The organism is Streptomyces sp. NPDC060209 (genome assembly GCF_042728155.1).
Classification (GTDB): domain Bacteria; phylum Actinomycetota; class Actinomycetes; order Streptomycetales; family Streptomycetaceae; genus Streptomyces.
Genome location: NZ_JBHWZS010000136.1, coordinates 1 through 21,470 on the forward strand (window position 1 = coordinate 1; position 21,470 = coordinate 21,470).

22 protein-coding genes, 1 tRNA gene and 1 riboswitch are annotated in these 21,470 nt (G+C 69.0%); of the genes, 12 read left to right on the forward strand and 11 right to left on the reverse strand.

The window, feature by feature from the left end; genetic code table 11:
* Positions 1-52: 52 nt before the first annotated feature.
* Together ACFWFI_RS24125 and ACFWFI_RS24130 are read right to left on the reverse strand one after the other, a co-directional pair.
* Positions 53-1,318 carry a PTS transporter subunit EIIC gene (locus tag ACFWFI_RS24125; protein ID WP_387393887.1) on the reverse strand — a complete coding sequence of 422 codons (1,266 nt, stop codon included), beginning with the start codon at positions 1,316-1,318 and terminating at the stop codon, positions 53-55.
* Positions 1,319-1,560: 242 nt separating this feature from the next.
* On the reverse strand, positions 1,561-2,820 hold the full coding sequence (locus ACFWFI_RS24130; RefSeq protein ID WP_387393889.1) for a PTS transporter subunit EIIC: 1,260 nt from the start codon (positions 2,818-2,820) through the stop codon (positions 1,561-1,563).
* A 182-nt stretch (positions 2,821-3,002) separates the two neighbouring features.
* Here ACFWFI_RS24130 and ACFWFI_RS24135 point away from each other — a divergent pair, with 182 nt between their 5' ends.
* From ACFWFI_RS24135 to rdgB, 4 genes are all read left to right on the forward strand, one after another.
* On the forward strand, positions 3,003-3,275 hold the full coding sequence (locus ACFWFI_RS24135; RefSeq protein WP_387393891.1) for a glucose PTS transporter subunit EIIB: 273 nt from the start codon (positions 3,003-3,005) through the stop codon (positions 3,273-3,275).
* Between the two features lie 125 nt (positions 3,276-3,400).
* Positions 3,401-4,138 carry a ribonuclease PH gene (rph, locus tag ACFWFI_RS24140; RefSeq protein ID WP_104786209.1) on the forward strand — a complete coding sequence of 246 codons (738 nt, stop codon included), beginning with the start codon at positions 3,401-3,403 and terminating at the stop codon, positions 4,136-4,138.
* Positions 4,139-4,240: 102 nt separating this feature from the next.
* Positions 4,241-4,630 carry a hypothetical protein gene (locus tag ACFWFI_RS24145; protein WP_387393893.1) on the forward strand — a complete coding sequence of 130 codons (390 nt, stop codon included), beginning with the start codon at positions 4,241-4,243 and terminating at the stop codon, positions 4,628-4,630.
* A 21-nt stretch (positions 4,631-4,651) separates the two neighbouring features.
* On the forward strand, positions 4,652-5,254 hold the full coding sequence (gene rdgB / locus ACFWFI_RS24150; RefSeq protein ID WP_387393895.1) for an RdgB/HAM1 family non-canonical purine NTP pyrophosphatase: 603 nt from the start codon (positions 4,652-4,654) through the stop codon (positions 5,252-5,254).
* 57 nt (positions 5,255-5,311) lie between these two features.
* Here the strand turns inward: rdgB and ACFWFI_RS24155 are convergent.
* The 5 genes from ACFWFI_RS24155 to bcp all read right to left on the reverse strand — a co-directional run bounded on the left by ACFWFI_RS24155 (position 5,312) and on the right by bcp (position 9,000).
* Positions 5,312-5,395, reverse strand: a tRNA-Leu gene (locus ACFWFI_RS24155).
* Positions 5,396-5,405: 10 nt separating this feature from the next.
* Positions 5,406-6,113 carry an HNH endonuclease signature motif containing protein gene (locus ACFWFI_RS24160; protein ID WP_387393897.1) on the reverse strand — a complete coding sequence of 236 codons (708 nt, stop codon included), beginning with the start codon at positions 6,111-6,113 and terminating at the stop codon, positions 5,406-5,408.
* Complete coding sequence (locus tag ACFWFI_RS24165; RefSeq protein WP_387393899.1) at positions 6,110-6,766, reverse strand: HNH endonuclease signature motif containing protein; 657 nt, start codon at positions 6,764-6,766, stop codon at positions 6,110-6,112. The genes ACFWFI_RS24160 and ACFWFI_RS24165 overlap by 4 nt, the downstream gene beginning before the upstream one ends.
* A 140-nt stretch (positions 6,767-6,906) precedes the next feature.
* A complete protein-coding gene (proP, locus tag ACFWFI_RS24170; protein WP_387393901.1) occupies positions 6,907-8,403 on the reverse strand; it encodes a glycine betaine/L-proline transporter ProP in 1,497 nt (498 codons plus the stop codon).
* Between the two features lie 129 nt (positions 8,404-8,532).
* Positions 8,533-9,000, reverse strand: coding sequence for a thioredoxin-dependent thiol peroxidase (gene bcp / locus ACFWFI_RS24175; protein ID WP_387393903.1), 468 nt, complete (start codon positions 8,998-9,000; stop codon positions 8,533-8,535).
* Between the two features lie 129 nt (positions 9,001-9,129).
* Between bcp and ACFWFI_RS24180 the strand changes: the two genes are divergently transcribed.
* From ACFWFI_RS24180 to ACFWFI_RS24190, 3 genes are all read left to right on the forward strand, one after another.
* Positions 9,130-9,471, forward strand: coding sequence for a DUF3618 domain-containing protein (locus ACFWFI_RS24180; RefSeq protein ID WP_387393905.1), 342 nt, complete (start codon positions 9,130-9,132; stop codon positions 9,469-9,471).
* A 75-nt stretch (positions 9,472-9,546) separates the two neighbouring features.
* The gene (locus ACFWFI_RS24185; protein ID WP_033298980.1) at positions 9,547-9,882 is read left to right on the forward strand and encodes a GroES family chaperonin; all 336 of its coding nucleotides are present in this window, start codon (positions 9,547-9,549) and stop codon (positions 9,880-9,882) included.
* Between the two features lie 54 nt (positions 9,883-9,936).
* Positions 9,937-10,002: riboswitch (guanidine-III (ykkC-III) riboswitch) on the forward strand.
* A 36-nt stretch (positions 10,003-10,038) separates the two neighbouring features.
* Positions 10,039-10,359 carry a DMT family transporter gene (locus ACFWFI_RS24190; protein ID WP_099172860.1) on the forward strand — a complete coding sequence of 107 codons (321 nt, stop codon included), beginning with the start codon at positions 10,039-10,041 and terminating at the stop codon, positions 10,357-10,359.
* Between the two features lie 4 nt (positions 10,360-10,363).
* On the opposite strand, the gene ACFWFI_RS24195 is transcribed toward ACFWFI_RS24190, so the two are convergent.
* A complete protein-coding gene (locus tag ACFWFI_RS24195; RefSeq protein WP_387393907.1) occupies positions 10,364-12,919 on the reverse strand; it encodes a transglycosylase domain-containing protein in 2,556 nt (851 codons plus the stop codon).
* Between the two features lie 149 nt (positions 12,920-13,068).
* On the opposite strand from ACFWFI_RS24195, the gene ACFWFI_RS24200 reads away from it, so the two are divergent.
* Genes ACFWFI_RS24200 through ACFWFI_RS24215 form a run of 4 tightly spaced genes read left to right on the forward strand, consistent with a single transcriptional unit; the run spans position 13,069 to position 16,460 of the window.
* Positions 13,069-13,869 (forward strand): ABC transporter permease, encoded by an 801-nt coding sequence (locus ACFWFI_RS24200; protein ID WP_387393917.1) that lies wholly within the window; start codon positions 13,069-13,071, stop codon positions 13,867-13,869.
* Between the two features lie 16 nt (positions 13,870-13,885).
* Positions 13,886-14,731, forward strand: a complete 846-nt coding sequence (locus tag ACFWFI_RS24205; RefSeq protein ID WP_387393919.1) for an ABC transporter permease — start codon at positions 13,886-13,888, stop codon at positions 14,729-14,731.
* An 18-nt stretch (positions 14,732-14,749) separates the two neighbouring features.
* Positions 14,750-15,718, forward strand: coding sequence for an ABC transporter ATP-binding protein (locus tag ACFWFI_RS24210; RefSeq protein ID WP_387393921.1), 969 nt, complete (start codon positions 14,750-14,752; stop codon positions 15,716-15,718).
* Positions 15,719-15,773: 55 nt separating this feature from the next.
* Positions 15,774-16,460, forward strand: a complete 687-nt coding sequence (locus ACFWFI_RS24215; protein ID WP_387393923.1) for a DUF1707 domain-containing protein — start codon at positions 15,774-15,776, stop codon at positions 16,458-16,460.
* A gap of 64 nt (positions 16,461-16,524) precedes the next feature.
* Here ACFWFI_RS24215 and ACFWFI_RS24220 read toward each other — a convergent pair whose 3' ends face one another.
* On the reverse strand, positions 16,525-17,787 hold the full coding sequence (locus ACFWFI_RS24220; RefSeq protein WP_387393909.1) for an SGNH/GDSL hydrolase family protein: 1,263 nt from the start codon (positions 17,785-17,787) through the stop codon (positions 16,525-16,527).
* A gap of 153 nt (positions 17,788-17,940) precedes the next feature.
* Here ACFWFI_RS24220 and ACFWFI_RS24225 point away from each other — a divergent pair, with 153 nt between their 5' ends.
* A complete protein-coding gene (locus ACFWFI_RS24225; RefSeq protein WP_387393911.1) occupies positions 17,941-19,272 on the forward strand; it encodes a DUF445 domain-containing protein in 1,332 nt (443 codons plus the stop codon).
* A gap of 155 nt (positions 19,273-19,427) precedes the next feature.
* Here the strand turns inward: ACFWFI_RS24225 and ACFWFI_RS24230 are convergent, their stop codons facing one another.
* Together ACFWFI_RS24230 and argG are read right to left on the reverse strand one after the other, a co-directional pair.
* Entirely contained in the window at positions 19,428-19,733 is a 306-nt protein-coding gene (locus ACFWFI_RS24230; protein WP_387393913.1) for a hypothetical protein, read from the reverse strand.
* Positions 19,734-19,846: 113 nt separating this feature from the next.
* Complete coding sequence (gene argG / locus ACFWFI_RS24235) at positions 19,847-21,295, reverse strand: argininosuccinate synthase (protein ID WP_387393915.1); 1,449 nt, start codon at positions 21,293-21,295, stop codon at positions 19,847-19,849.
* Between the last annotated feature and the right edge of the window lie 175 nt (positions 21,296-21,470).

Consider the following 21,470-nt stretch of genomic DNA (forward strand, 5'->3'; position numbering starts at 1 on the left):
CGTCCCTCCTGCGGGAGGGACGGGGGCTTCGTCGTTGTCGTACGGGCGGGGCCTACTTGGCCTCGGCCTTCTGGAGCTCGGCGAGCTCCTCGTCGGACTCGCGGCCCGGCGTCGGAAGGTTGAACTTCGTGATCGCGAAGCGGAAGACCACGTAGTAGAGCACCGCGAAGCAGAGCCCGACCAGCACCAGCATCCAGGGCTTCGACGCGATGCCCAGGTTCAGCAGGAAGTCGACCAGGCCGGCCGAGAAGCCGAATCCGTCCTTCATGCCGAGTGCCCAGGTCAGGGCCATCGAGACACCGGTCAGCACCGCGTGGATCGCGTACAGCACCGGGGCGATGAACATGAACGTGAACTCGATCGGCTCGGTCACACCGGTGACGAACGAGGTCAGCGCGAGCGAGAACATCATGCCGCCGACGACCTTGCGGCGCTCCGGACGGGCACAGTGGACGATCGCCAGGCAGGCCGCCGGGAGGGCGAACATCATGATCGGGAAGAAGCCGGTCATGAACTGTCCGGCGTTCGGGTCGCCTGCGAGGAAGCGGGCGATGTCGCCGTGGGCGCCGTTGTACTCGCCGGCCTGGAACCACGGGAAGGAGTTCAGCAGGTGGTGCATGCCGACGGGGATCAGCGCACGGTTGGCGACACCGAAGATGCCCGCGCCGACAGCGCCGGAACCGACCAGCCACTCACCGAAGTTGTGCAGGCCCGCACCGAGCACCGGCCAGATGAGCCCGAAGACGATACCGATGACCAGGCCCGCGAAGGCGGAGAGGATCGGGACCAGGCGACGGCCGCTGAAGAAGCCCGCCCAGTCGGGCAGCTTCGTCCGGTAGAACTTCTGGTACAGCAGGGCCACGACTATGCCCATCACGACACCGCCGAGCACACCCGCGTTGACCGGGGCGTCACTCATGACGATCTTGCCGTCGGCGACACTCGCGACCTGGGGCAGGTTGCTGTCGGTGAAGGTGGCGAGCACCTTCTGGAAGACCAGGTAGCCGGTCACCGCGGCGAGAGCCGTCGAGCCGTCCGACTTCTTGGCGAAGCCGATGGCGATACCGACGGCGAACAGCAGGGCCATGTTGTCGAGAATGGCGCCGCCGCCGGCTGCCATGTAGCCGGCCAGCTTGGTGATGACGGTGGGGAACGACTCGCGGCCGAGCATGTCGGCATTGCCGAGCCGGACCAGCAGCGCTGCCGCGGGCAGGACCGCGACGGGCAGCATGAGACTGCGGCCGATGCGCTGCATGACAGCCATCACACCGGCGCCCCGCTTCTTTGCGGGTGCGGCCGGAGCGGTGTCCGTACTCATCAACTTCCTCCAGTTGGCAAGGCGCCGCCGGGGACAGGTGATCGGGGGCGGCGACTCGAGGAACGCGGCGGCAGAAACGGCCGCGTGGTCTGGACCACTGAGTGGTGTAGACCAGTTTTAGCACGGTGAGGGTTGGATAAGGAACCTTCAATTTGCCCCGTAGTGCACCCGCCACCCTCGGTGACGCGTCGAAGCCCCCGGACCAGGAGGTCCGGGGGCCGCGCGGAGGGCCGGAGGGGGCCTTACCTGGTGAGGTCCTCCTCGATCCTCTCCTCCTCCTCGGCGGGCTCGCGCCCGGGGGTCTGGAGGTTGAACTTGGTGATCGCGAACCGGAAGATCACATAATAGATCACCGCGAAACACAGCCCGATCGGGATGATCAGCCACGGTTTCGTATCCAGGTGCCAGTTGACGACGTAGTCGATCAGCCCGGCCGAGAAGCTGAACCCCGCATGCACGCCGAACGCCCAGGTGACCCCCATCGAAACCCCGGTGAGGATCGCGTGCACCCCGTACAGCAGCGGAGCGACGAAGAGGAACGAGAACTCCAGCGGCTCCGTCACCCCCGTCACGAACGACGTCAGCGCCACGGACAGCATCAGCCCGGACACCTCCTTGCGCCGCTCGGGGCGCGCGGTGTGGGCGATGGCCAGCGCGGCGGCCGGCAGGCCGAACATCATGATCGGGAAGAACCCCGAGGTGAACTGCCCGGCCGACGGGTCCCCGGCGAAGAAGCGGGAGATGTCGCCCTGCACGGTGCCACCGTCGGATCCGGTGAACTCGCCCGCCTGGAACCAGAAGAAGGTGTTCAGGAACTGGTGCATGCCGATGGGGATCAACAGCCGGTTCGCGAAGCCGAAGATCGCCGCACCCCAGGAGCCCAGATCGATCAACTGCTTGGCGAACCAGGTCAGCGCGTCGCCGACCGGCTGCCACAGCAGGCCGAACAGCACCCCCAGGATCACGCAGAGGAACGCCATCAGGATCGGCACCAGGCGGCGCCCGTTGAAGAAGCCGAGCCAGTCGACCAGCTTCGTGCGGTGGTAGCGCTGCCAGACCACGGCGGTGAGCAGGCCGATGATGATGCCGCCGAGGACCCCCGGGTTCTGCGGCACCCCGTCCGGCGTGGCCTCGGTCACCGAGTCGTCCACCGGGAAGGCCGCCAGCACGCCCCGGTAGACGAGGAAGCCCACGACGGCGGCGAGCGCCGTCGAGCCGTCCGCCTTCTTCGCGAAGCCGATCGCGACACCGATGCAGAAGAGGAGGGGGAGACCCACCTCGCCGTCGAGGATCGCCGTGCCGCCGTTGAGGAGGACCTTCGCGAACTTGTCCCAGAAGGCGCCGTGCAGCGAGGAGTCGAAGAGGTTGCCGAGGCTGACCAGGAGGCCCGCCGCGGGCAGTACGGCCACCGGCAGCTGCAGGCTCCGGCCGACCTTCTGCAAGCCCTGGACCGGCCCGTTCCACCACTTCCGCTGCGGTACTGCCGCCGCACTCGAGCTCATCGGCATCCTCCCGGAACACGCCAGGTTTGGCGGTCGTTGCAAACTGGTGTAGACCAGTTGCGATACGGTGCGGAGCCCCGTCGGAAGGCAGGGCGCCGGTGATCGTCATCATTGGGGACAGCACGGTTACCCGCCCGTGAAGTTGGGCCAACCGTGCGTTACCGTGACGAAACGGACCCACGGTGGGCCGCCCCACGCACGCACAGACCAGGGAGAAGGACATGGCCAGCAAGGCTGAGAAGATCGTCGCCGGGCTCGGCGGTATCGAGAACATCGACGAGATCGAAGGCTGCATCACCCGCCTCCGCACCGAGGTCCACGACCCCAGCAAGGTCGACGAAGTCGCGCTCAAGGCCGCCGGAGCCCACGGCGTCGTCAAGATGGGCACCGCGATCCAGGTCGTCATCGGCACCGACGCCGACCCCATCGCCGCCGACATCGAAGACATGATGTGACCGGCTGACCCCGCCGGCCCACCAAAATCCCACGCGCAGGCCCCGCTCCGCCCCCGACCGGCTCGGAGCGGGGCCTGCCGCGCACCCGAACGGACCCGGCCTCCTCAGCCGATAGGCTCGACGCCATGTCTCGCATCGACGGCCGCACCCCCGAACAGCTCCGCCCCGTCACCATCGAACGCGGATGGAGCAAGCACGCCGAAGGCTCAGTACTCATCTCCTTCGGCGACACCAAAGTCTTCTGCACCGCCTCCGTCACCGAAGGCGTCCCGCGCTGGCGCAAGGGCAGCGGCGAAGGCTGGGTCACCGCCGAATACTCCATGCTGCCCCGCTCCACCAACACCCGCGGCGACCGCGAATCCGTACGCGGCAAGATCGGCGGCCGCACCCACGAGATCAGCCGCCTCATCGGCCGCTCCCTGCGCGCCGTGATCGACTACAAGGCCCTCGGCGAGAACACCATCGTCCTCGACTGCGACGTCCTCCAGGCCGACGGCGGCACCCGAACCGCCGCCATCACCGGCGCCTACGTCGCCCTCGCCGACGCCATCGCCTGGGCCCAGGGCAAGAAGATCATCAAGCACGGCCGCAAGCCCCTCACCGGCACCGTCGCCGCGATCAGCGTCGGCATCGTCGACGGCACCCCCCTCCTCGACCTCTGCTACGAGGAAGACGTCCGCGCCGAGACCGACATGAACGTCGTCTGCACCGGCGACGGCCGCTTCGTCGAGGTCCAGGGCACCGCCGAGGCCGAACCCTTCGACCGCGACGAGCTCAACGCCCTCCTCGACCTCGCCACCGCCGGCTGCACCGACCTGGCCAAGCTCCAGGAAGAGGCACTCGCCCGCACACTCGGCGAGTAAAGAAGCAACCAAATACGCAGCGCACAGCGTCGTAGCGGATACGGGCGCACGGGTCGAACCGTGCGTCCGTCCACGTATCCGCCCCCGGGGAGGGACCGCACCATGGCCTCGCGCCGCCACCACCGCACCGCACTCGCCGTCACGGCCACTCTGCTCACCCTCACCGCCGCCGTCGGCTGCGGAGCCGTCGACAAGGCCCTCGACTGCGTCCGCACCGCCGACGCCATCGCCACCAGCGTCGACAGCCTCCAGCAGGCGATATCCAACGCCTCCAACGACCCGACACAGGCCTCGGAAGCACTGGACCAGATCGACAAGGACCTCAAGGACCTCGGCGACACCACGGACAACGCCGACCTGAGCAAGGCCGTCGACGACCTCCAGGCCGGAGTCACCAACGTCCGCGACTCCATCGACAAGGGCGACGCGACCCCGGACATCACCCCCGTCACGGACGCCGCCACCGAGATCGGCAAGGTCTGCACCCCGTGACCGGGCGGCGATAATCGACGCATGACGCGCCTGATCCTCGCCACCCGCAACGCCGGGAAAATCACCGAACTCCACGCGATCCTCGCCGACGCGGGCCTGACCCACGACCTCGTCGGCGCGGACGCGTACCCCGACATCCCCGACGTCAAGGAAACCGGCGTCACCTTCGCCGAGAACGCCCTCCTCAAGGCGCACGCCCTGGCCCAGGCCACCGGCCACCCCGCCGTCGCCGACGACAGCGGCCTCTGCGTCGACGTACTCGGCGGAGCCCCCGGCATCTTCTCGGCCCGCTGGTCGGGCGCCCACGGCAACGACGCGGCCAACCTGGACCTGCTCCTCGCCCAGCTCTCCGACATCGACACCCCGCACCGCGGCGCGTACTTCGCCTGCGCCGCGGCCCTGGCCCTCCCCGACGGCACGGAACGCGTGGTCGAGGGCCGCCTCACGGGCACCCTGCGCCACGCCGCCGCCGGCGCGTACGGCTTCGGCTACGACCCGATCCTCCAGCCGGACGGCGACACCCGGACCTGCGCGGAGCTGACTCCGGCGGAGAAGAACGCGATCAGCCACCGGGGCAAGGCGTTCAGGGCGCTCGTGCCGGTGGTGCGGGAGTTGGTGGGCTGAGTCTCCAGATACAGAACGGCCTGCGCATCGAGTCTTCGATTCGCAGGCCGTTCGTAGTGCGGCGGAAGGGATTCGAACCCTCAAGCCGTTTCACGGGCCACAGATCCTAAGTCTGCTGTGTCGCCATTGCACCACCGCCGCTAGCCGCCTGTCATGGTACCGGGCGGGCTGTCGAGGTGGTAAGCGAGTCTTGAGGGTGCACTGTTCGGCGTGTGCCCCCTCGACACCACGTGCTGGTGACGGCATGGCAGTTCGGGCACAGGAGTCGAAGGTTCTCAGCCCGGTCGTCGCTCCAGTCTCCGTTGATGTGGTCGATCTCCAGAGTGATCGGATCTCCGCGCCAGAACGGATCCATTCCGCACTCGGCGCATTGCTCGGGCACGCCGACCTCGGACAGGGCTCGACGCAGCAGCGAGGTCTTGGTGCGGCGCCTGCCGTCGTGCTTCACCAGCAGATCCTCGGGGCGCTTGGTGGGTGTCGGAGCTGGCTGGCCACGCTGGTGTGCCTGACCGAGGAAGTGAGAGGTCGTGATGCCTGCTTCGGTGAGCCACTGGCGCACGAGGTGTCGTTGACGGGTGTTGTCCCGGCGGCCAAGCTTGCGCAGCAGCTCCGCCAGGGAGCGAGAGTCCGCCACAGCCGCGCGGAGTGTGTCCTGGGTCGGGCGCGAGGCGACGGTATCGGAACCACAGCGGCTGAAGTGGGAGACGTCGATCCCGAAGTGGGCGAAGCGCCGAAGCAGATAGGCGCGGAGCTGCCCGTAGGGGTGGGTGCCGAAGAAGGCTATGACCTCGTCGATGTCTGAGCAGTGCTCTGCGGCTTCGAGCAGCCGCTCCCCCGTGTACTGCTTCCTTTGGCTCATCGGCTGCCACTCTCTGTGCGGCGTCCTTTGGCGCGACCGCGGTATGTGTCGGTTGCGGAATGGCAGTTGGGGCACAGGAGGCGCAGATTCTCCAGGCGGTTGTCGCGCCAGTTCCCGTTGATGTGATCCACCTCGAGCCGGAGCGGGCGCCCGCGCCAGACCGGTTCCGTCCCGCAGAGGGCGCAGCGCTCCGGAGTGCCGAGCGCCTTCATGGCGGGCCTGAGGCGGCTGCTCGGAACTCGACGGGCGTGTGGCGACGTGTTCTCCATCAGCCACTCCTGGGGGGTGCGGCGGCGCTGTTTCATCCCGGCTTTGGAGGGCTGGCAGAAGTGCGAGGTGTTGATGCCGTACGCCTTGATGCGTCGGCTGATGTTGGTGTGGTGGCCTCCCACCGCGTCGAGACCGAGGCGGTGAAGCACCTCGTACACACTCGTTGACGCGGCCACCACGGGCTCCAGGACTTCCCTGGTCCATCGAGCACCCTCGCGCTCGAAGTGCGCAGTGGCTATGCCCATTTTCCTCATGCGCTCGCGAAGGTACTGCCGTGTCGAACTCTTCGGGTCGACCCCGAGCTTCGTCAGTGCCTCCGAGAGTGTCCGTGACGATGAGGCCGCCTCAGCGAGGCGCTCGCGCGTGTATGGGCTTGCCCGCATGTCCCCTCCGCATCCGGCCGCACGTTCGCGGCCTCGTACGGAGCAACGAACCGCTCATCGGATGGTCACGTCCGTAATACGACGAGATGCGGAAGGGCCCGTACCGCTTTGTGGCGGTACGGGCCCTGGCGCGGGGTGCGTCAGAACTTCGGGTCCGGGCTCTGGGCGTGGACCAGTTCGGCCGCTTCTTCTTCCGTCTCCACCGAGGGTGGGGAGCCGGCCAGGGGCTGGTTGGCGGTCTCCTTCATGCAGGCCACCGCGATCACGCCGACCAGGGCCGCCGCCATCGCGTAGTACGCCGGCATCAGGTTCGAGCCGCTCCAGCTGATCAGGGCGGTGATCACCAGTGGGGTCGTACCACCGAAGATCGAGGCCGAGAGGTTGTAGCCGACCGACAGGGATCCGTAGCGGACGTTGGTCGGGAACAGGGCCGGGAGGGCGGCCGACATCGTGCCCAGCAGGCAGACCAGGGAGAGCCCCAGCATCAGCATGCCGATGGTGATCGCCGGGATGCTGCCCTGGCGGATCAGCAGGAAGGCCGGCAGTGACAGGAACAGGAAGCCCAGCATTCCGGTCATCAGCAGGGGCTTGCGGCCGAAGCGGTCGGAGAGCTTGCCGAACTGGCTGATGATCACCATGAGGACGACCATGACGCCGAGCAGAATGAGCAGGCCGTGGGTCTCGCTGTAACCGAGCTCGTCCGAGAGGTACGTCGGCATGTACGAGAGCAGCATGTAGTCGGCGATGTTGTACGCGCCGACCAGGGCGATGCAGAGGATCAGTGTCGGCCAGTGCTGGCGGAAGATCTTGGCGAGGTCGCCCTTCGCCGTGGTCTCCACGTGGTCGGCTGCCTCCGTGGCGTGGGCGGTGCCGCCCTCCAGCTTCTGGAAGGCGGGCGTCTCGTCCAGGCGGAGTCGCAGGTAGAGGCCTACGAGGCCGAGAGGACCGGCGACGAGGAACGGGATGCGCCAGCCCCAGGTCTCCATCTGGCCGGTGTCCAGGAGGGCGTAGAGGAGGGTGACGAGTCCGGCGGCGCCGACGTATCCCGCCAGGGTGCCGAATTCGAGGAAGCTGCCGAAGAAGCCGCGGCGCTTGTCGGGGGCGTACTCGGCGATGAAGGTCGAGGCCCCGCCGTACTCACCGCCGGTGGAGAAGCCCTGGAGCATCCGGAAGAAGATGAGCAGGACGGCGGCCCAGACGCCGATGGTGCCGTGGGAGGGGATCAGGCCGATCGCGAAGGTGCCGATCGCCATGAGGATCATGGTGAGGGCCAGGACCTTCTTGCGGCCGATCTTGTCACCCATGGGGCCGAAGAACATGCCGCCGAGTGGCCGGACGAGGAACGCCACGGCGAAGGTCGCGAACGACGAGAGGAGCTGGGTGGTGTCGTTCCCCGAAGGGAAGAAGACGTGCCCGATGGTGACGGCCAGGTAGGAGTAGATGCCGAAGTCGAACCACTCCATGGCGTTACCGAGTGACGCCGCCTTCACCGCCCGCTTGACCGCCTGGTCGTCGGTGATGGTGATGTCCGTCCGACGGAGCCGGGGGTTCTGGCGCTTCCGGATGACCCGGAAGAGCGCTGGGTGGCGTTTGACCGCATCAGGGTCGGCCGCCTGGTGGGGGTCGGAGGCCGCCATGGCCGGTTCCTTTCGTCGAACGGTGTTCCAGGAAAGGCTTCTGCGCAGTCATGGCGGTTGCAAACCGAATCAACAGGAGATTGCGATCTCGGTCACACCTTTTTCGGTCAGGATCCCCCCGAACCGGGGTCAGATCCCGAGGTCCTTGATGATCTTGGCGACATGTCCGGTCGCCTTGACGTTGTAGAGGGCCTTCTCCACCTTGCCCTCTTCGTCGACCACAATCGTGGAGCGGATCACGCCCGTCACCACTTTGCCGTAGAGCTTCTTCTCGCCGAACGCGCCGTATGCCTCCAGCGTCTCCTTGGAGGGGTCGCCGACCAGTGTGACCTTGAGGTTTTCCTGCTCGCGGAACTTCGCGAGCTTCTCCGGCTTGTCGGGCGACACGCCGATGACGTCGTAACCGGCGCCGGTCAGGAGCTCCAGGTTGTCGGTGAAGTCGCATGCCTGCTTGGTGCAGCCGGGGGTAAGTGCGGCGGGGTAGAAGTAGACGATGACCTTGCGTCCCTTGTGGTCCGCGAGCGAGACGTCGTTGCCGTCCGCGTCCGGAAGGGTGAAGGCGGGGGCGGTGTCGCCGGTCTGGAGTCGCTCGCTCATGTTTCTCCTCGAGTGGCACGTGGGCTGTGTGGCACCGAGCGTAATAGGGGGTGCCGACGGGTGTAGGGGCGGCCGAGCTGACAGACTGTCGATGAAGGTTTACCCGACGACGACCACGGAGGCGGCGCAGTGTCGGATACCAGGACCCCTGCGCAGATCGAGGCGGACATCATCAGCAGGCGTGAGCAGCTTGCGGTGGTGCTGGACGAGATCGGGGTGCGGGTGCACCCGAAGACGATGATCGGTGACGCGAAGGCCAAGGTTGCGTCGACGGTGGACCGGACGGCGGGGCGTGCGTTCGTCGCGGTGAACCGTTCGGTTTCGGACGTGAAGGCGCAGTTCGTGGCGGAGGACGGTTCGCCGCGGTTGGAGCGGGTGATTCCGGCGGCGCTGGTGGTGGTCGGCGCGGTGGCGTTGCTGACTGTGTCGTCGTCGCGGTCTTCCCGGTCCGCGCGGCGCAAGCGGCGCTGAGGGCGGTTTCCGGGCGGCCCTGGGGCGTGCGGGCGGTTCGGGGCAGGTAGGTTTCTGCGCGTGAGCGACAACGGCATGAGCAACACCGACGACAAGCTGCCGATCCGGATGCTGCACGACCGTGTGCTGGTGCGGTCGGATTCGCCCGAGGGCGAGCGGCGGTCGGGCGGCGGCATCCTGATTCCGGCGACGGCGGCGGTCGGCCGGCGTCTGGCGTGGGCCGCGGTGGTCGCGGTCGGCCAGAACGTGCGGACCGTGGAGCCGGGTGACCGGGTGCTGTACGACCCGGAGGACCGTGCCGAGGTCGAGGTGCGGGGTGTGGCGTACGTGCTGATGCGTGAGCGGGATCTGCACGCGGTGGCGGCGGACCGGTTCGAGGGTTCGGTGGATTCGACCGGTCTGTATCTGTAGGCGGGTGTGGGGTGAGTGGGCCTGGTGACCGTTGTCACCAGGCCTTTCTGCTGTTTGTTGCTACGGTGGTGTGACCCCGACGAGACGCGCCGTACCGGGTTTCCGCAAAGACGACGCACCCGTGTTGTTCGCGTGTTTCGTCGTGGAGGTGCCGTCGTGGCGTGGGTTCTGTTGATCGTCGCCGGTCTGCTGGAAGTGGGCTGGTCGATCGGGATGAAGTACACCGAGGGGTTCACCCGGCTGTGGCCGAGTGTGTTCACCGGGCTGGGGATCGTGGCCAGCATGATGCTGCTGTCGCAGGCGGCGAAGACGCTGCCTATCGGTACGGCCTACGGCGTGTGGGTGGGGATCGGTGCGGCCGGTGCGGCGGTGCTGGGCATGGTGGTGCTGCATGAGCCGGTGACCGCCGCCCGTATTTTCTTCGTCTGTCTGCTGCTGGTGGCTGTGGTGGGGCTGAAGGCGACGTCCGGGCACTGAGTGTTCAGGGGCGGGTGGGGCCGTGGGGGTCCTGCCCGCCCCTGTCGCGCGGGTCGGCGGGGCGGCTGTCCCGTGGGTCGGTGGGGCGACCGTCCCGCGGGTCGGCGGGGCGGCCGTCGTCGGGGCCGGCGGGTTCCTGGTCCGCGGGTTCTCTGCCGGGCTGCCGCGCGTCGGATCCCCGGGCGTCGGATCCCCGGGCGTCGGATCCCCGCGCGTCCGATCCCCGGTCGGCGGCTTGGTCGGCGGAGGCGCGTGAGGGTGCGTCGGCGGGGGCGGTGGCGCGCGGTTCCTGGGGGTCCCGGGAGGCTTCGGAGGGGGAGTCCGGTGTGCGGGAGCGGTTGCCGTCCCGTTCTTCACGGGATTCTCCGGTGCCGGGTTCGTCGGTGTCTTCGCCGTCCCTCGGTTTTCCGGTGCCCCCGGCTTCCTCGGTGTCCTCGCCTTCCGCGCTCTCGTCCGGGTCGGGCTCTTCGGGGCCTTCGTCGGCCTCCAGATCGAAGTCCTGCACGGCGGTGCCTTCCAGCGCGGCCCGGGTGTAGGAGGCCCAGGTCTGGGCGGGTGCGCCGCCGCCGTTCATGCGGGCGAGGCCGAGTGCGCCGTACAGGGGTTTCTGGATGCCGGTTTCGGGGTCCTGGCCCATGACGGCGATGACGGTGGCGAGTTCGGGGGTGTAGCCGGCGAACCATGCGGCCCTGTCCTCCTCGGCGGTGCCCGTCTTGCCCGCGGCGGGGCGGCCGGCGCCCCTGGCTGCGGTACCGGTGCCTCCGTCGACGACGCTCCGCAGGACGGAGGTGGTGGTGTCTGCGGCTTCGCGGCTGATGGCCCGCCGGGTGTTCCTGGTGGGGAGGTCGAGGTCGGTGTCGTTCTTGCTGATCCTGGAGACGAGGGTGTGGGCGCGCTGTCTGCCGTGGTCCGCGAGGGTGGCGTAGGCGGAGGCCATGTCGACGACGCTGGCGGTGGCGGGGCCGAGTGCGATGGAGGGGGTGGCGGTGAGGTCGGGGGTGTTCTGGGGGATGCCGAGGGCGATCGCGGTGTCCTTGACCTCTTCGGGGCCGACGTCCTGGGCCATCTGGGCGTAGACGGCGTTGACGGATTTGTCGGTGGCTTCGCGGACGGTGATGGAGCCGTAGTCGACGTCGTCCTCGTTGGCGGGGGAGTAGCCGGTGGAGCCGGTGGCGCTCTGGACGGTGCGTTCGTTGGTGCCGTCGTAGCGGGTGTTGGGGGTGATGGCGCGGTCTTTCTGGGTGGTGGACCCGTTGGCGAGGGCGGCGGCGAGGACGAATGGCTTGAAGGTGGATCCGACCTGGTAGTCGCGGCGGGTGGCGTTGTTGACGAACTGCCTGGTGTAGTCGACCCCGCCGTAGAGGGCGACGACGTGGCCGGTGGCGGGGTCGATGGAGGCGCCGCCGGCGCGGACGTTGCGGTCGGCCTCGCGGTCGTCGCTGGTCTTCGACAGGACGTTGTCCTCGACGGCTTCGACCAGGGCGTCCTGTTTCTTCTTCTGGAGTGTGGTGGTGATGCGGTAGCCGCCGGTGGCGAGGGTGCTCTCGGTGATGATCCTGTTCTTGACGAGGTAGTCCTCGACCGCCTGGACGATGTAGCCGCGCTGGCCGGAGAGTGCGGTGGCGGGCTTCGCCTTGCCGGGGACGGGGAAGGTCATGGCGTCGCGGTCCGCGGGGGTGAGCCAGTGGTGCTCGACCATGCCGTCGAGTACGTAGTCCCAGCGTGCGAGCACGGCCTTCTTGTTCTCGGGGTGGGCGACGACGTCGTAGGAGCTGGGGGCGTTGAGCAGCGAGGCGAGGTAGGCGCCTTCGCCGGCGTCGAGGTCTTCGACGTCCTTGCCGTAGTAGGCGTGGGAGGCGGCCTGGAGGCCGTAGGCGTTGCGGCCGAAGTAGCTGGTGTTGAGGTAGCCCTCGAGGATCTCGTCCTTGCTCTGTTCGCGGTCGAGCTTGATGGAGATGAAGAATTCCTTGGCCTTGCGGACGACGGTCTGTTCCTGGCCGAGGTAGTAGTTCTTGACGTACTGCTGGGTGATCGTGGAACCGCCCTGTCTGCCCTTGCCGGTGACGGTGTTCCAGCCGGCGCGGAGGGTGGCCTTGATGTCGATGGCGTCCTCGGAGTAGAAGTCCCGGTCCTCCGCCGCGAGTACGGCGTGCTGGATGGTGGGGGGGATGCGGTCGAGCGGGATCTTCTCGCGGTTGATCTCGCCGTCCCGGGCGATGACGGTCTTCCCGTCCGCGTACACGTAGACGTTGGCCTGCGCGGTCGCTGCGGCGTTGGCGGCGGGGATGTCGATGAGCTGGTAGCCGGCGATGAAGCCGCCGACGAGGAGCAGTGCGAGGAGGAGTACGCCGCCGAGGACCATGCGCCAGGTGGGGACGGCGCGTCGCCAGCCGGTGCGCTTGGGCCGCTTGGGGCGTTTCTTGCGCCCCTTGGGGGCTTGTGCGCCGTTCGGGGGCTGGGGGTCGGGGGTGGGGGCCGCGGCCGAGGGGTCTCGGGGGGCCCAGCCCTCGGAGCCCTGCTGACCAGGGTCTCCGCCGTGCTGCGGTGGCTCGTGGCTCATGACTGTGGAGGCTCCTCGACTGCGGATGATTTTCCTATAGTGCACTTTTCGGACGGATAACCCTCGGATCCCTCCACGGAAATGAGGTCGCGGCGGCGGATCGCCGTCGACTAGGGTCGTGCGCTTTGGCGGAAGAGGGGGGGGGCGAGGTGCGGCTCTATGCCGTGGTGGCGGCCGGTGGGTTCCGGCGTTACGCCACCTACCGGGTGGCGACGCTCGCGGGGGTGTTCACCAACACCGTCTTCGGTTTCATCCTGGCGTACACCTACATCGCCCTGTGGGACGAGCGTCCGCATCTCGGCGGCTACGACATGTCGCAGGCGCTGACGTATGTGTGGCTGGGTCAGGCCCTGCTGATGACCTGCGCGATGATGGGCGGCGGTTTCGAGGACGAGCTGATGGAGCGGATCCGTACGGGCGACATCGCGGTCGATCTGTACCGGCCCGCCGATCTGCAGCTGTGGTGGCTGGCGGGGGACCTGGGCCGGGCGGCGTTCCATCTGCTGGGGCGCGGGATCGTGCCGATGGTGCTGGGGGCCCTGGCCTTCGATCTGGCGCTGCCGGGTTCGCCCTGGACGTGGCTGGCCTTCCTCGTGTCCGTGGCGCTCGGGGTCGTGGTGAGTTTCGGGGTGCGTTTCCTGGTGGCCCTGTCGGCGTTCTGGCTGATGGACGGGGCGGGGGCGATGCAGATCGCCTGGCTGGCCGGGCTGTTCTTCTCCGGGATGCTGCTGCCGCTTCCGCTGTTTCCCGGGGTGCTGGGGGACGTGGCGAGGGCGTTGCCGTGGTCGTCCCTGCTGCAGGTGCCGGCCGATGTGTTCCTCGGCAGGTACGCGGGCTGGGATCTGCTGCGGGCGTACGCCTTCCAGGCCGGCTGGGCGGTGGCGTTGCTGCTGGCGGGGCGGATGCTGCAGTCGGTGGCGACCAGGAGGGTGGTGGTTCAGGGTGGCTGACGTCCGGGTCGAGCGGATGGCCGTGGAGCCGGAGACCGTGTTCGCCGAGCGGTCGCGGCTGGTCGAGGGGGTGCGGGCGTACGGGCTGATCGTGGCCATGTGGCTGCGCTCGACGATGGCGTACCGCGCGTCGTTCGTGATGACGACCGTCGGGAACTTCGTGGCGACGGGCTTCGACTTCGTCACGATCATGCTGATGTTCGCGCACGTCGACGTGCTGGGCGGTTTCACCCTGCCGGAGGTGGCGTTGCTGTACGGGACGTCGGCGACCGCGTTCGGGCTGTCCGATCTGGTGCTGGGGTCGATGGACCGGCTGGGGCGGCGGGTGCGGGACGGGACGCTGGACACGCTGCTCGTGCGGCCCGTGCCGGTGCTGGCGCAGGTGGCGGCGGACCGGTTCGCGCTGCGGAGGCTGGGGCGGATCACGCAGGGGCTGCTGGTGCTGGGCTATGCGCTGATGGCACTGGACATCGCGTGGACGCCGCTGAAGGTGGTGATGGTGCCGCTGATGGTGTTGAGCGGGGCGGCCATCTTCGGGGCGGTTTTCGTGGTGGGAGCGGCGTTCCAGTTCTACGCGCAGGACGCGTCGGAGGTGCAGAGCGCGTTCACGTACGGGGGGACGACGTTGCTGCAGTATCCGCCGTCGGTGTTCGCGAAGGACCTGGTGCGCGGGGTGACGTTCGTGGTTCCGCTGGCGTTCGTGAGCTGGCTGCCGGCCCTGTATGTGCTGGGCCGGGACTATCCGCTGGACCTGCCTCGGTGGGTGGCGTTCCTGCCGCCGGTGGTGGCCGCGGGGTGCTGGGTGCTCGCAGGGCTGGCGTGGCGGATGGGGCTGCGGGCGTACCGCAGTACGGGAAGCTGAGGAGTGGGCGTGGACGACATGGACTTCATCGAGCTCGACGGCGTCGAGAAGGTCTTCGACGTGCGCCGCAGGACTGGCTTCATGCGCCGTGAACGGCGCGAGGTGCGGGCGGTGGACGGCATCAGTTTCCGGGTGCCGCGCGGTGAGATGGTCGGTTACATCGGTCCGAACGGGGCCGGCAAGTCGACGACGATCAAGATGCTGACGGGCATTCTCACGCCGAGCGGCGGACGGCTGCGGGTCGCGGGGATCGACCCGTCGCGGGAGCGTACGAAGCTGGCGCACCGGATCGGCGTGGTGTTCGGGCAGCGTACGACGCTGTGGTGGGACCTGCCGCTGCGTGACTCGTACCGGCTGATGCACCGGATGTACCGGATCCCGGACAGTCGATACCGGGAGAATCTGGACCGGTGTGTCGAACTGCTCGATCTGGGTCCGTTGTTGGACGTGCCGGTGCGGCAGCTGTCGCTGGGGCAGCGGATGCGGGGCGATATCGCGGCGGCGCTGCTGCACGATCCGGAGGTGCTGTACCTGGACGAGCCGACGATCGGCCTCGATGTGGTCTCCAAGGCCAAGGTGCGGGGCTTCCTGCGGGACTTGAACGCGGAGCGGTCCACGACGGTGCTGCTGACCACGCACGATCTGACCGACATCGAGCAGCTGTGCAAGCGGGTGATGGTGATCGACCACGGCCGTCTGGTGTACGACGGTGCGCTCGCCGGGCTGCACGAGGTGGGCGGGAGCGAGCGCACGCTGGTCGTGGACCTGGAGAGGGAGTTGCCGCCGATCGAGCTGGGGTCGGAGCCTTCGGTGCGGGTGGTGAAGGTGGACGGCCCCCGGCAGTGGCTGGCGTTCCCGGCGGCTTCGTCGGCCGCGCCGCTGGTGGCGCGCATCGCGGCGGACTACCCGATGGTCGATCTGTCGGTGCGGGAGCCGGACATCGAGTCCGTCATCGCGAAGATGTACGTGTCGGATTCTGCTCCCTAGGCCCGTCCCGTGATTGCTCTATAGGGTGCGCGGTATGACAAGTGAAAACCCGGACATGCGTGCCTCCGACGCGGAACGTGAGCGGGTCGCCGAGACCCTGCGGGAGGCCGTGGCCGAGGGCCGGTTGGAGATGGACGAGTTCGAGCAGCGGCTCGACGCCACGTTCAAGGCGCGTACGCATGGGGAGTTGGTACCGCTCGTACGTGATCTGCCGGTGCCGGGCGGGCTCGCCCGGCCGGTGACCGGGTCGGTGGCAGATCGGCAGGGCTCGTCCGTCGACTGGCCGGCCCGGATCGGGGGCGAGCCCACTTCGTCGGGGGCGTTCGCCTTCTGGGGCGGGTTCAGCCGCAAGGGCCGCTGGACGGTGGGGCCGAAGTTCACCGCGTTCGCGATGTGGGGCGGTGGCGAGATCGATCTGCGGGAGGCCCACTTCGCGGAGCGCGACATCGTGATCCGTTGCTTCACGATCATGGCTGGCATGCAGGTGACGGTGCCGCCGGACCTCAACGTCCAGGTCAACGGGCTCGGCATCATGGGCGGTTTCGGAGAGCACTCCAAGCTCGACGAGGAGCCGGAGCCCGCTCCGGATGCCCCGCGGGTGAAGATCACCGGGTTCGCGCTGATGGGCGGGGTCGGTGTGGAGCGCAAGCGGAGCAAGGCGGAGAAGCGGCGGCGTCAGGAGCAGGAGCGTCTGCGGCTGGAGAAGCCGGATGCGGGGGACGGGCGCAAGGAACTCGGCTGAGCCCGGCGGTTCGCGAAGGCGGCCGGGCGGCTCGATGGCATCGCCCGGCCTCGCGTGGCGCGCGTCAGAAGGCGTCGGCCTTCGGCGTCCCGTCCACCGCGCCGAGGTCGACGGCGTGGCCCAGGGCGCGATAGCCGGCGTCGTTGAAGTGCAGCCGGTCGCCCGAGTCGTATTCGGGCAGGATCCGGTTGGGCGCGTAGGGGTCGCGCACGGCCCGGTCGAAGTCGACGAACGCGTCGAAGATCCGGCCGGAGCGGATCTCCTCGTTCACCGCGAGGCGCACGCTGTTACGTGCCGGCGTCCAGGTCGTGTAGCCCTGGAAGGGTGTCAGCGTCGCTCCGACGACCCTCAGCCCCTGGGTGTGCGCGCGCTCGGTGAGGGCGCGGAGTCCGGCGGTGATGCGCCGGGGGTCCGGCTCCTGGGGGAACTGCTGTACGTCGTTGATGCCGAGCGCGATGATCACGGTCTTCGCTCCGGCGACGGACAGGACGTCGCGCTCGAAGCGGTGGGCGCCGCTCCGACCGCCCAGATTCTTCACGCCGCTCAGTGCGAGCGGGCTGTCGCGCAGGAGACGGTTGCCCGCGATGCCCTGGTTGGCGACTCCGTAGGCGTGCCGGAGGCGGTCGGAGAGGACGTCCGTCCAGCGGCTGTTGGCGTCGGTGGTGGAGCCGCTGCCCGCCGTGAGGGAGTCGCCGATCACGACGATCGCGCCGGGCGACGTCTTGTTGCGGACGTCGACGGCCGTCAGGTAGCGCCACCGGGTTGTGCTCCAGGTGCCGGCGTCGTCGGCCAGGAAGGAGGTCTGGTGGGTGTTGGGGTGCTGGGTGACGGGCCCGGCGGCGTACGGGGTGCGGAGGGTTACCTCCAGGTCGGCGTCGGGGGCGACGGGTACGACGACGGGGTCGCTGATGACCTGTCGGCCCGCGGCGACGGTGACGGTGGGCCGGCCCTGGAAGGTCACCCGGCGGGTGTTGACGGCTGCCTGGTCGATGACGAGCGGGGCGGTGCCGAAGAGGTTGGACAGGGTGATGCGGGCGGCGTCACCACCGACGCTGGTGTGCACGATGTTGCGGATGGTGCGGCCGGGGTAGCCCTGCCCGGCATTGGGCTCCGCGCTGACGGGGGCTCCGGTCCAGGTGGCGACCCAGGTGCCGATGGAGTTGGCCGGTGCGGCGGGATTGCGGGCCGCCGTGTGGCTCTGGGGCCCGCTGAGCGGTGTCTGCCGCTCGTCTGCGATCAGCGACGTGCCGAACGCGACGGCGGTGGCGAGCGTCGCGGTGCCTGCCACGAGGGCGATGAGCAGGGCGTACCCCTGGCGCCTGGGCATCTGCGGTGATTCTCCTTGCGGTGTTCGTCCCGGTGTTCGGGTTGCTCTCATGATGCGACAGGCCCCGGGGAACTCGACGTGCGGCCCGGGAGTAGGTGAGGTAGGGACAATGCGTACGGCACGGCGTGACGCGTACGCGGACGGGTGGAGCGGATGGAACAGGACGCGGGACAGGGAACGGCATCCGGGGCTCCCGGTGGGCGGCCGAGGCCGACATTGGGAGGCTTCGCGTACACCGCCGCCGATGAGGAGAAGCGGCGCGGTGTGCGCCGTATGAAGACCACAGCCACAGGTCTGCTCCTGCTCGTCGCGCTCGTGTACGTCCTCGCCACCTGGGCGAAGAACGAGGGTGTGGGCGGCTGGCCGGGCTACGTCGCAGCGGCCGCCGAGGCCGGAATGGTGGGTGCGCTGGCGGACTGGTTCGCCGTCACGGCGCTCTTCCGGCGTCCGCTCGGTCTGCCCATCCCCCACACCGCCATCATTCCCACCAAGAAGGACCAGTTGGGGGCATCACTCGGTTCCTTCGTCGGCGAGAATTTTCTCTCCGGAGACGTCGTTCGTGACCGAATTCACGCTCTGGGCGTCGGTTCGCGTCTCGGAGCGTGGCTCGCGGAGCCGGAACACGCGGACCGGGTCACCGCCGAGTTGGCCACCGCGCTGCGCGGGGCGCTGACCGTGCTGCGGGACTCCGATGTGCAGGCGGTGGTCGGGGAGGCGATCACCCGTCGGGCGGACGCGGCGGAAGTCGGCCCGGGGATAGGCAAGATGCTGGAGAAGATCGTCTCGGACGGCGGCCACCGCAGGGTCGTCGACCTCGTCTGCGTACGGGCGCACGACTGGCTGGTCCTGCACGGGGACTCCGTGATGGACGCGGTGCAGGGCGGGGCGCCGGGCTGGACGCCGCGGTTCGTCGACAAGCGGGTGGGGGAGCGGGTCTACAAGGAGCTGCTGCGCTTCGTCACGGAGATGCGCGACATGCCGGGCCATCCGGCGCGCGGCTCGATCGACACCTTCCTGACGGACTTCGCCGCCGACCTCCAGACGGACACGGACACCAGGGCCCGGGTGGAGCGGCTCAAGTCGGAGATCCTGGGGCGCGGTGAGGTCCAGGACGTCATCGCCTCCGCCTGGTCGTCCGTCCGCACGATGATCATCGCGGCGGCCGAGGACGAGCGGAGCGAGCTGCGGATGCGGGCCCGGGCGTCGCTGATGTCGCTGGGCGCCAGGCTGTCCACGGACGAGCGGCTGCAGGCCAAGCTGGAGGGCTGGCTGGAGGACGCGGCGGCCTATGTCGTCACGACGTACCGCACGGAGATCACCTCGCTGATCAGCGACACGGTGGCCGGCTGGGACGCGGACCAGACGTCGAAGAAGATCGAGGCGCACATCGGCCGCGACCTGCAGTTCATCCGGATCAACGGCACTGTGGTGGGCGCGCTGGCCGGCCTGGCGATCTATTCGGTGTCGCACGCGCTGGGAGGCTGACCGGAGGCGTGCCCGTCCTGTCGTACGGGCACGCCCCCGGGTCACGCGGGGAGTTGCTCTTCAGTACGCACCCCATGGCGCCCGTGTTCAATCCCCGGGGCCGGACTTTCTCGGACGGGACCCGCGCCGCGCCGGGACCCAAAGCGCGCCGGGACCTACCGCGCGCCGCGCCGGGTGACCGCCCACGACGCGGCGGCGACCCCGCCCGCCACGGTGAACACCGCGGGCCAGGCGCCGATCTTCTTGGCCAGAGGGTGCGAGCCCGCGAAGGCGGCGACGTAGGCGACGGTCAGCCCGGTGGCCGCGCGGGCCCCGGCCTGCCGGTTCCACTCGTAGGCCGCCACCGACCCGGCGGCGGCCAGTGCGACGCCGCCCAGCGGGCGCTTCCTGGTCCAGCGGGCGATTCCGTATCCGCCGAGGAGACCGCCCGCCGCCACTGCCGCTGCCGGGACCTTCGCCATTGCCGCCACCTTCGCTTTCCTGCCTGTCCGCCGGCGTGTCCGCCGTGGATCCGAGGATAAGGTGCCCCTCCGGCAGGCCGGTCAGCCGGTCGGCCGGAGGGCCCGGACGTCCGTCAGTCGGTGCCGAACTCCATCGCGGCGCGGTCCAGCAGCGCGTCGTCGCCGGAGACCTCGCCGCGCGAGGCGATGGCCTGGGCTCCGCCTTCAGGCATGGCGCCGATCAGTCCTGTCGCCGCCGCCTGTGCGGCGCCGATCAGCGAGGGCTGGGTCGTGCCGACGAGGCCGAGGCCGGCGAACTGCTCGAGCCTGGCGCGCGAGTCGGCGATGTCGAGGTTGCGCATGGTGAGCTGGCCGATGCGGTCCACCGGGCCGAATGCCGAGTCCTCGGTGCGCTCCATCGACAGCTTGTCCGGGTGGTAGCTGAACGCGGGCCCGGTGGTGTTCAGGATCGAGTAGTCCTCACCGCGCCGCAGCCGCAGCGTCACCTCGCCGGTGACGGCCGAGCCGACCCAGCGCTGCAGCGACTCGCGGACCATCAGCGCCTGCGGGTCCAGCCAGCGGCCCTCGTACATCAGCCGTCCGAGGCGCCGGCCCTCGCTGTGGTAGTGGGCGAGGGTGTCCTCGTTGTGGATCGCGTTGACGAGGCGCTCGTACGCGGCGTGCAGGAGTGCCAGACCGGGCGCCTCGTAGATGCCGCGGCTCTTCGCCTCGATGATGCGGTTCTCGATCTGGTCCGACATGCCCAGGCCGTGGCGGCCGCCGATCGCGTTGGCCTCCATCACCAGGTCGACCGCGGTGGCGAACGTCTTGCCGTTGAGCGTCACCGGGCGGCCCTGGTCGAAGCCGATCGTGACGTCCTCCGTGGCGATCTCGACCGAGGGGTCCCAGAAGCGGACGCCCATGATCGGGTCGACGGTCTCCACGCCGGTGTCGAGGTGCTCCAGCGTCTTCGCCTCGTGGGTGGCGCCCCAGATGTTGGCGTCGGTGGAGTACGCCTTCTCGGTGCTGTCGCGGTAGGGCAGCCCGTGGGCCACCAGCCACTCCGACATCTCCTTGCGGCCGCCCAGCTCCGTGACGAAGTCGGCGTCGAGCCACGGCTTGTAGATGCGCAGGTGGGGGTTGGCGAGGAGACCGTAGCGGTAGAACCGCTCGATGTCGTTGCCCTTGAACGTGGAGCCGTCGCCCCAGATCTGTACGTTGTCCTCGAGCATCGCCCGGACCAGCAGGGTGCCGGTGACGGCGCGGCCGAGCGGCGTGGTGTTGAAGTAGGCACGGCCGCCCGAGCGGATGTGGAACGCGCCGCAGGCGAGTGCGGCCAGGCCCTCCTCGACCAGTGCCGCCCGGCAGTCGACCAGACGCGCGATCTCGGCGCCGTAGGTCTTCGCGCGGCCGGGCACCGAGGCGATGTCGGGCTCGTCGTACTGGCCGATGTCGGCGGTGTAGGTGCACGGGACGGCACCCTTGTCGCGCATCCACGCGACCGCGACCGAGGTGTCGAGGCCGCCCGAGAAAGCGATGCCGACGCGCTCGCCGGTGGGCAGGGAGGTGAGAACCTTAGACATAGGAAGAGTATGCACTCGTTCGCATGTATATGCAAATGCCGTCACCGGGGGGTGCGGCCGCGGGATCGGCGCTTCGGGCGTCGTGGGGTGCACAAGCGTTTACCCTGAGGGGGGGACGACAGTGGTCCACAACCAACGCCCCCCTACGCTACCCCAGAAAAACCACACCCCCCCC

Excerpts from the sequence above, each read along its gene's own strand:
- ACFWFI_RS24145 (WP_387393893.1), top strand. The coding sequence starts at position 4,241 with ATGGCCTCGCGCCGCCACCACCGCACCGCACTCGCCGTCACGGCCACT.
- bcp (WP_387393903.1), bottom strand. The coding sequence starts at position 9,000 with ATGAGCGAGCGACTCCAGACCGGCGACACCGCCCCCGCCTTCACCCTT.
- ACFWFI_RS24160 (WP_387393897.1), bottom strand. The coding sequence starts at position 6,113 with ATGAGCCAAAGGAAGCAGTACACGGGGGAGCGGCTGCTCGAAGCCGCA.
- ACFWFI_RS24185 (WP_033298980.1), top strand. The coding sequence starts at position 9,547 with ATGAGCAACACCGACGACAAGCTGCCGATCCGGATGCTGCACGACCGT.
- ACFWFI_RS24220 (WP_387393909.1), bottom strand. The coding sequence starts at position 17,787 with ATGCCCAGGCGCCAGGGGTACGCCCTGCTCATCGCCCTCGTGGCAGGC.
- rph (WP_104786209.1), top strand. The coding sequence starts at position 3,401 with ATGTCTCGCATCGACGGCCGCACCCCCGAACAGCTCCGCCCCGTCACC.
- ACFWFI_RS24215 (WP_387393923.1), top strand. The coding sequence starts at position 15,774 with ATGCGTGCCTCCGACGCGGAACGTGAGCGGGTCGCCGAGACCCTGCGG.
- proP (WP_387393901.1), bottom strand. The coding sequence starts at position 8,403 with ATGGCGGCCTCCGACCCCCACCAGGCGGCCGACCCTGATGCGGTCAAA.
- rdgB (WP_387393895.1), top strand. The coding sequence starts at position 4,652 with ATGACGCGCCTGATCCTCGCCACCCGCAACGCCGGGAAAATCACCGAA.
- ACFWFI_RS24205 (WP_387393919.1), top strand. The coding sequence starts at position 13,886 with ATGGCCGTGGAGCCGGAGACCGTGTTCGCCGAGCGGTCGCGGCTGGTC.
- ACFWFI_RS24130 (WP_387393889.1), bottom strand. The coding sequence starts at position 2,820 with ATGAGCTCGAGTGCGGCGGCAGTACCGCAGCGGAAGTGGTGGAACGGG.
- ACFWFI_RS24230 (WP_387393913.1), bottom strand. The coding sequence starts at position 19,733 with ATGGCGAAGGTCCCGGCAGCGGCAGTGGCGGCGGGCGGTCTCCTCGGC.
- ACFWFI_RS24165 (WP_387393899.1), bottom strand. The coding sequence starts at position 6,766 with ATGCGGGCAAGCCCATACACGCGCGAGCGCCTCGCTGAGGCGGCCTCA.
- argG (WP_387393915.1), bottom strand. The coding sequence starts at position 21,295 with ATGTCTAAGGTTCTCACCTCCCTGCCCACCGGCGAGCGCGTCGGCATC.
- ACFWFI_RS24195 (WP_387393907.1), bottom strand. The coding sequence starts at position 12,919 with ATGAGCCACGAGCCACCGCAGCACGGCGGAGACCCTGGTCAGCAGGGC.
- ACFWFI_RS24210 (WP_387393921.1), top strand. The coding sequence starts at position 14,750 with ATGGACTTCATCGAGCTCGACGGCGTCGAGAAGGTCTTCGACGTGCGC.
- ACFWFI_RS24225 (WP_387393911.1), top strand. The coding sequence starts at position 17,941 with ATGGAACAGGACGCGGGACAGGGAACGGCATCCGGGGCTCCCGGTGGG.
- ACFWFI_RS24125 (WP_387393887.1), bottom strand. The coding sequence starts at position 1,318 with ATGAGTACGGACACCGCTCCGGCCGCACCCGCAAAGAAGCGGGGCGCC.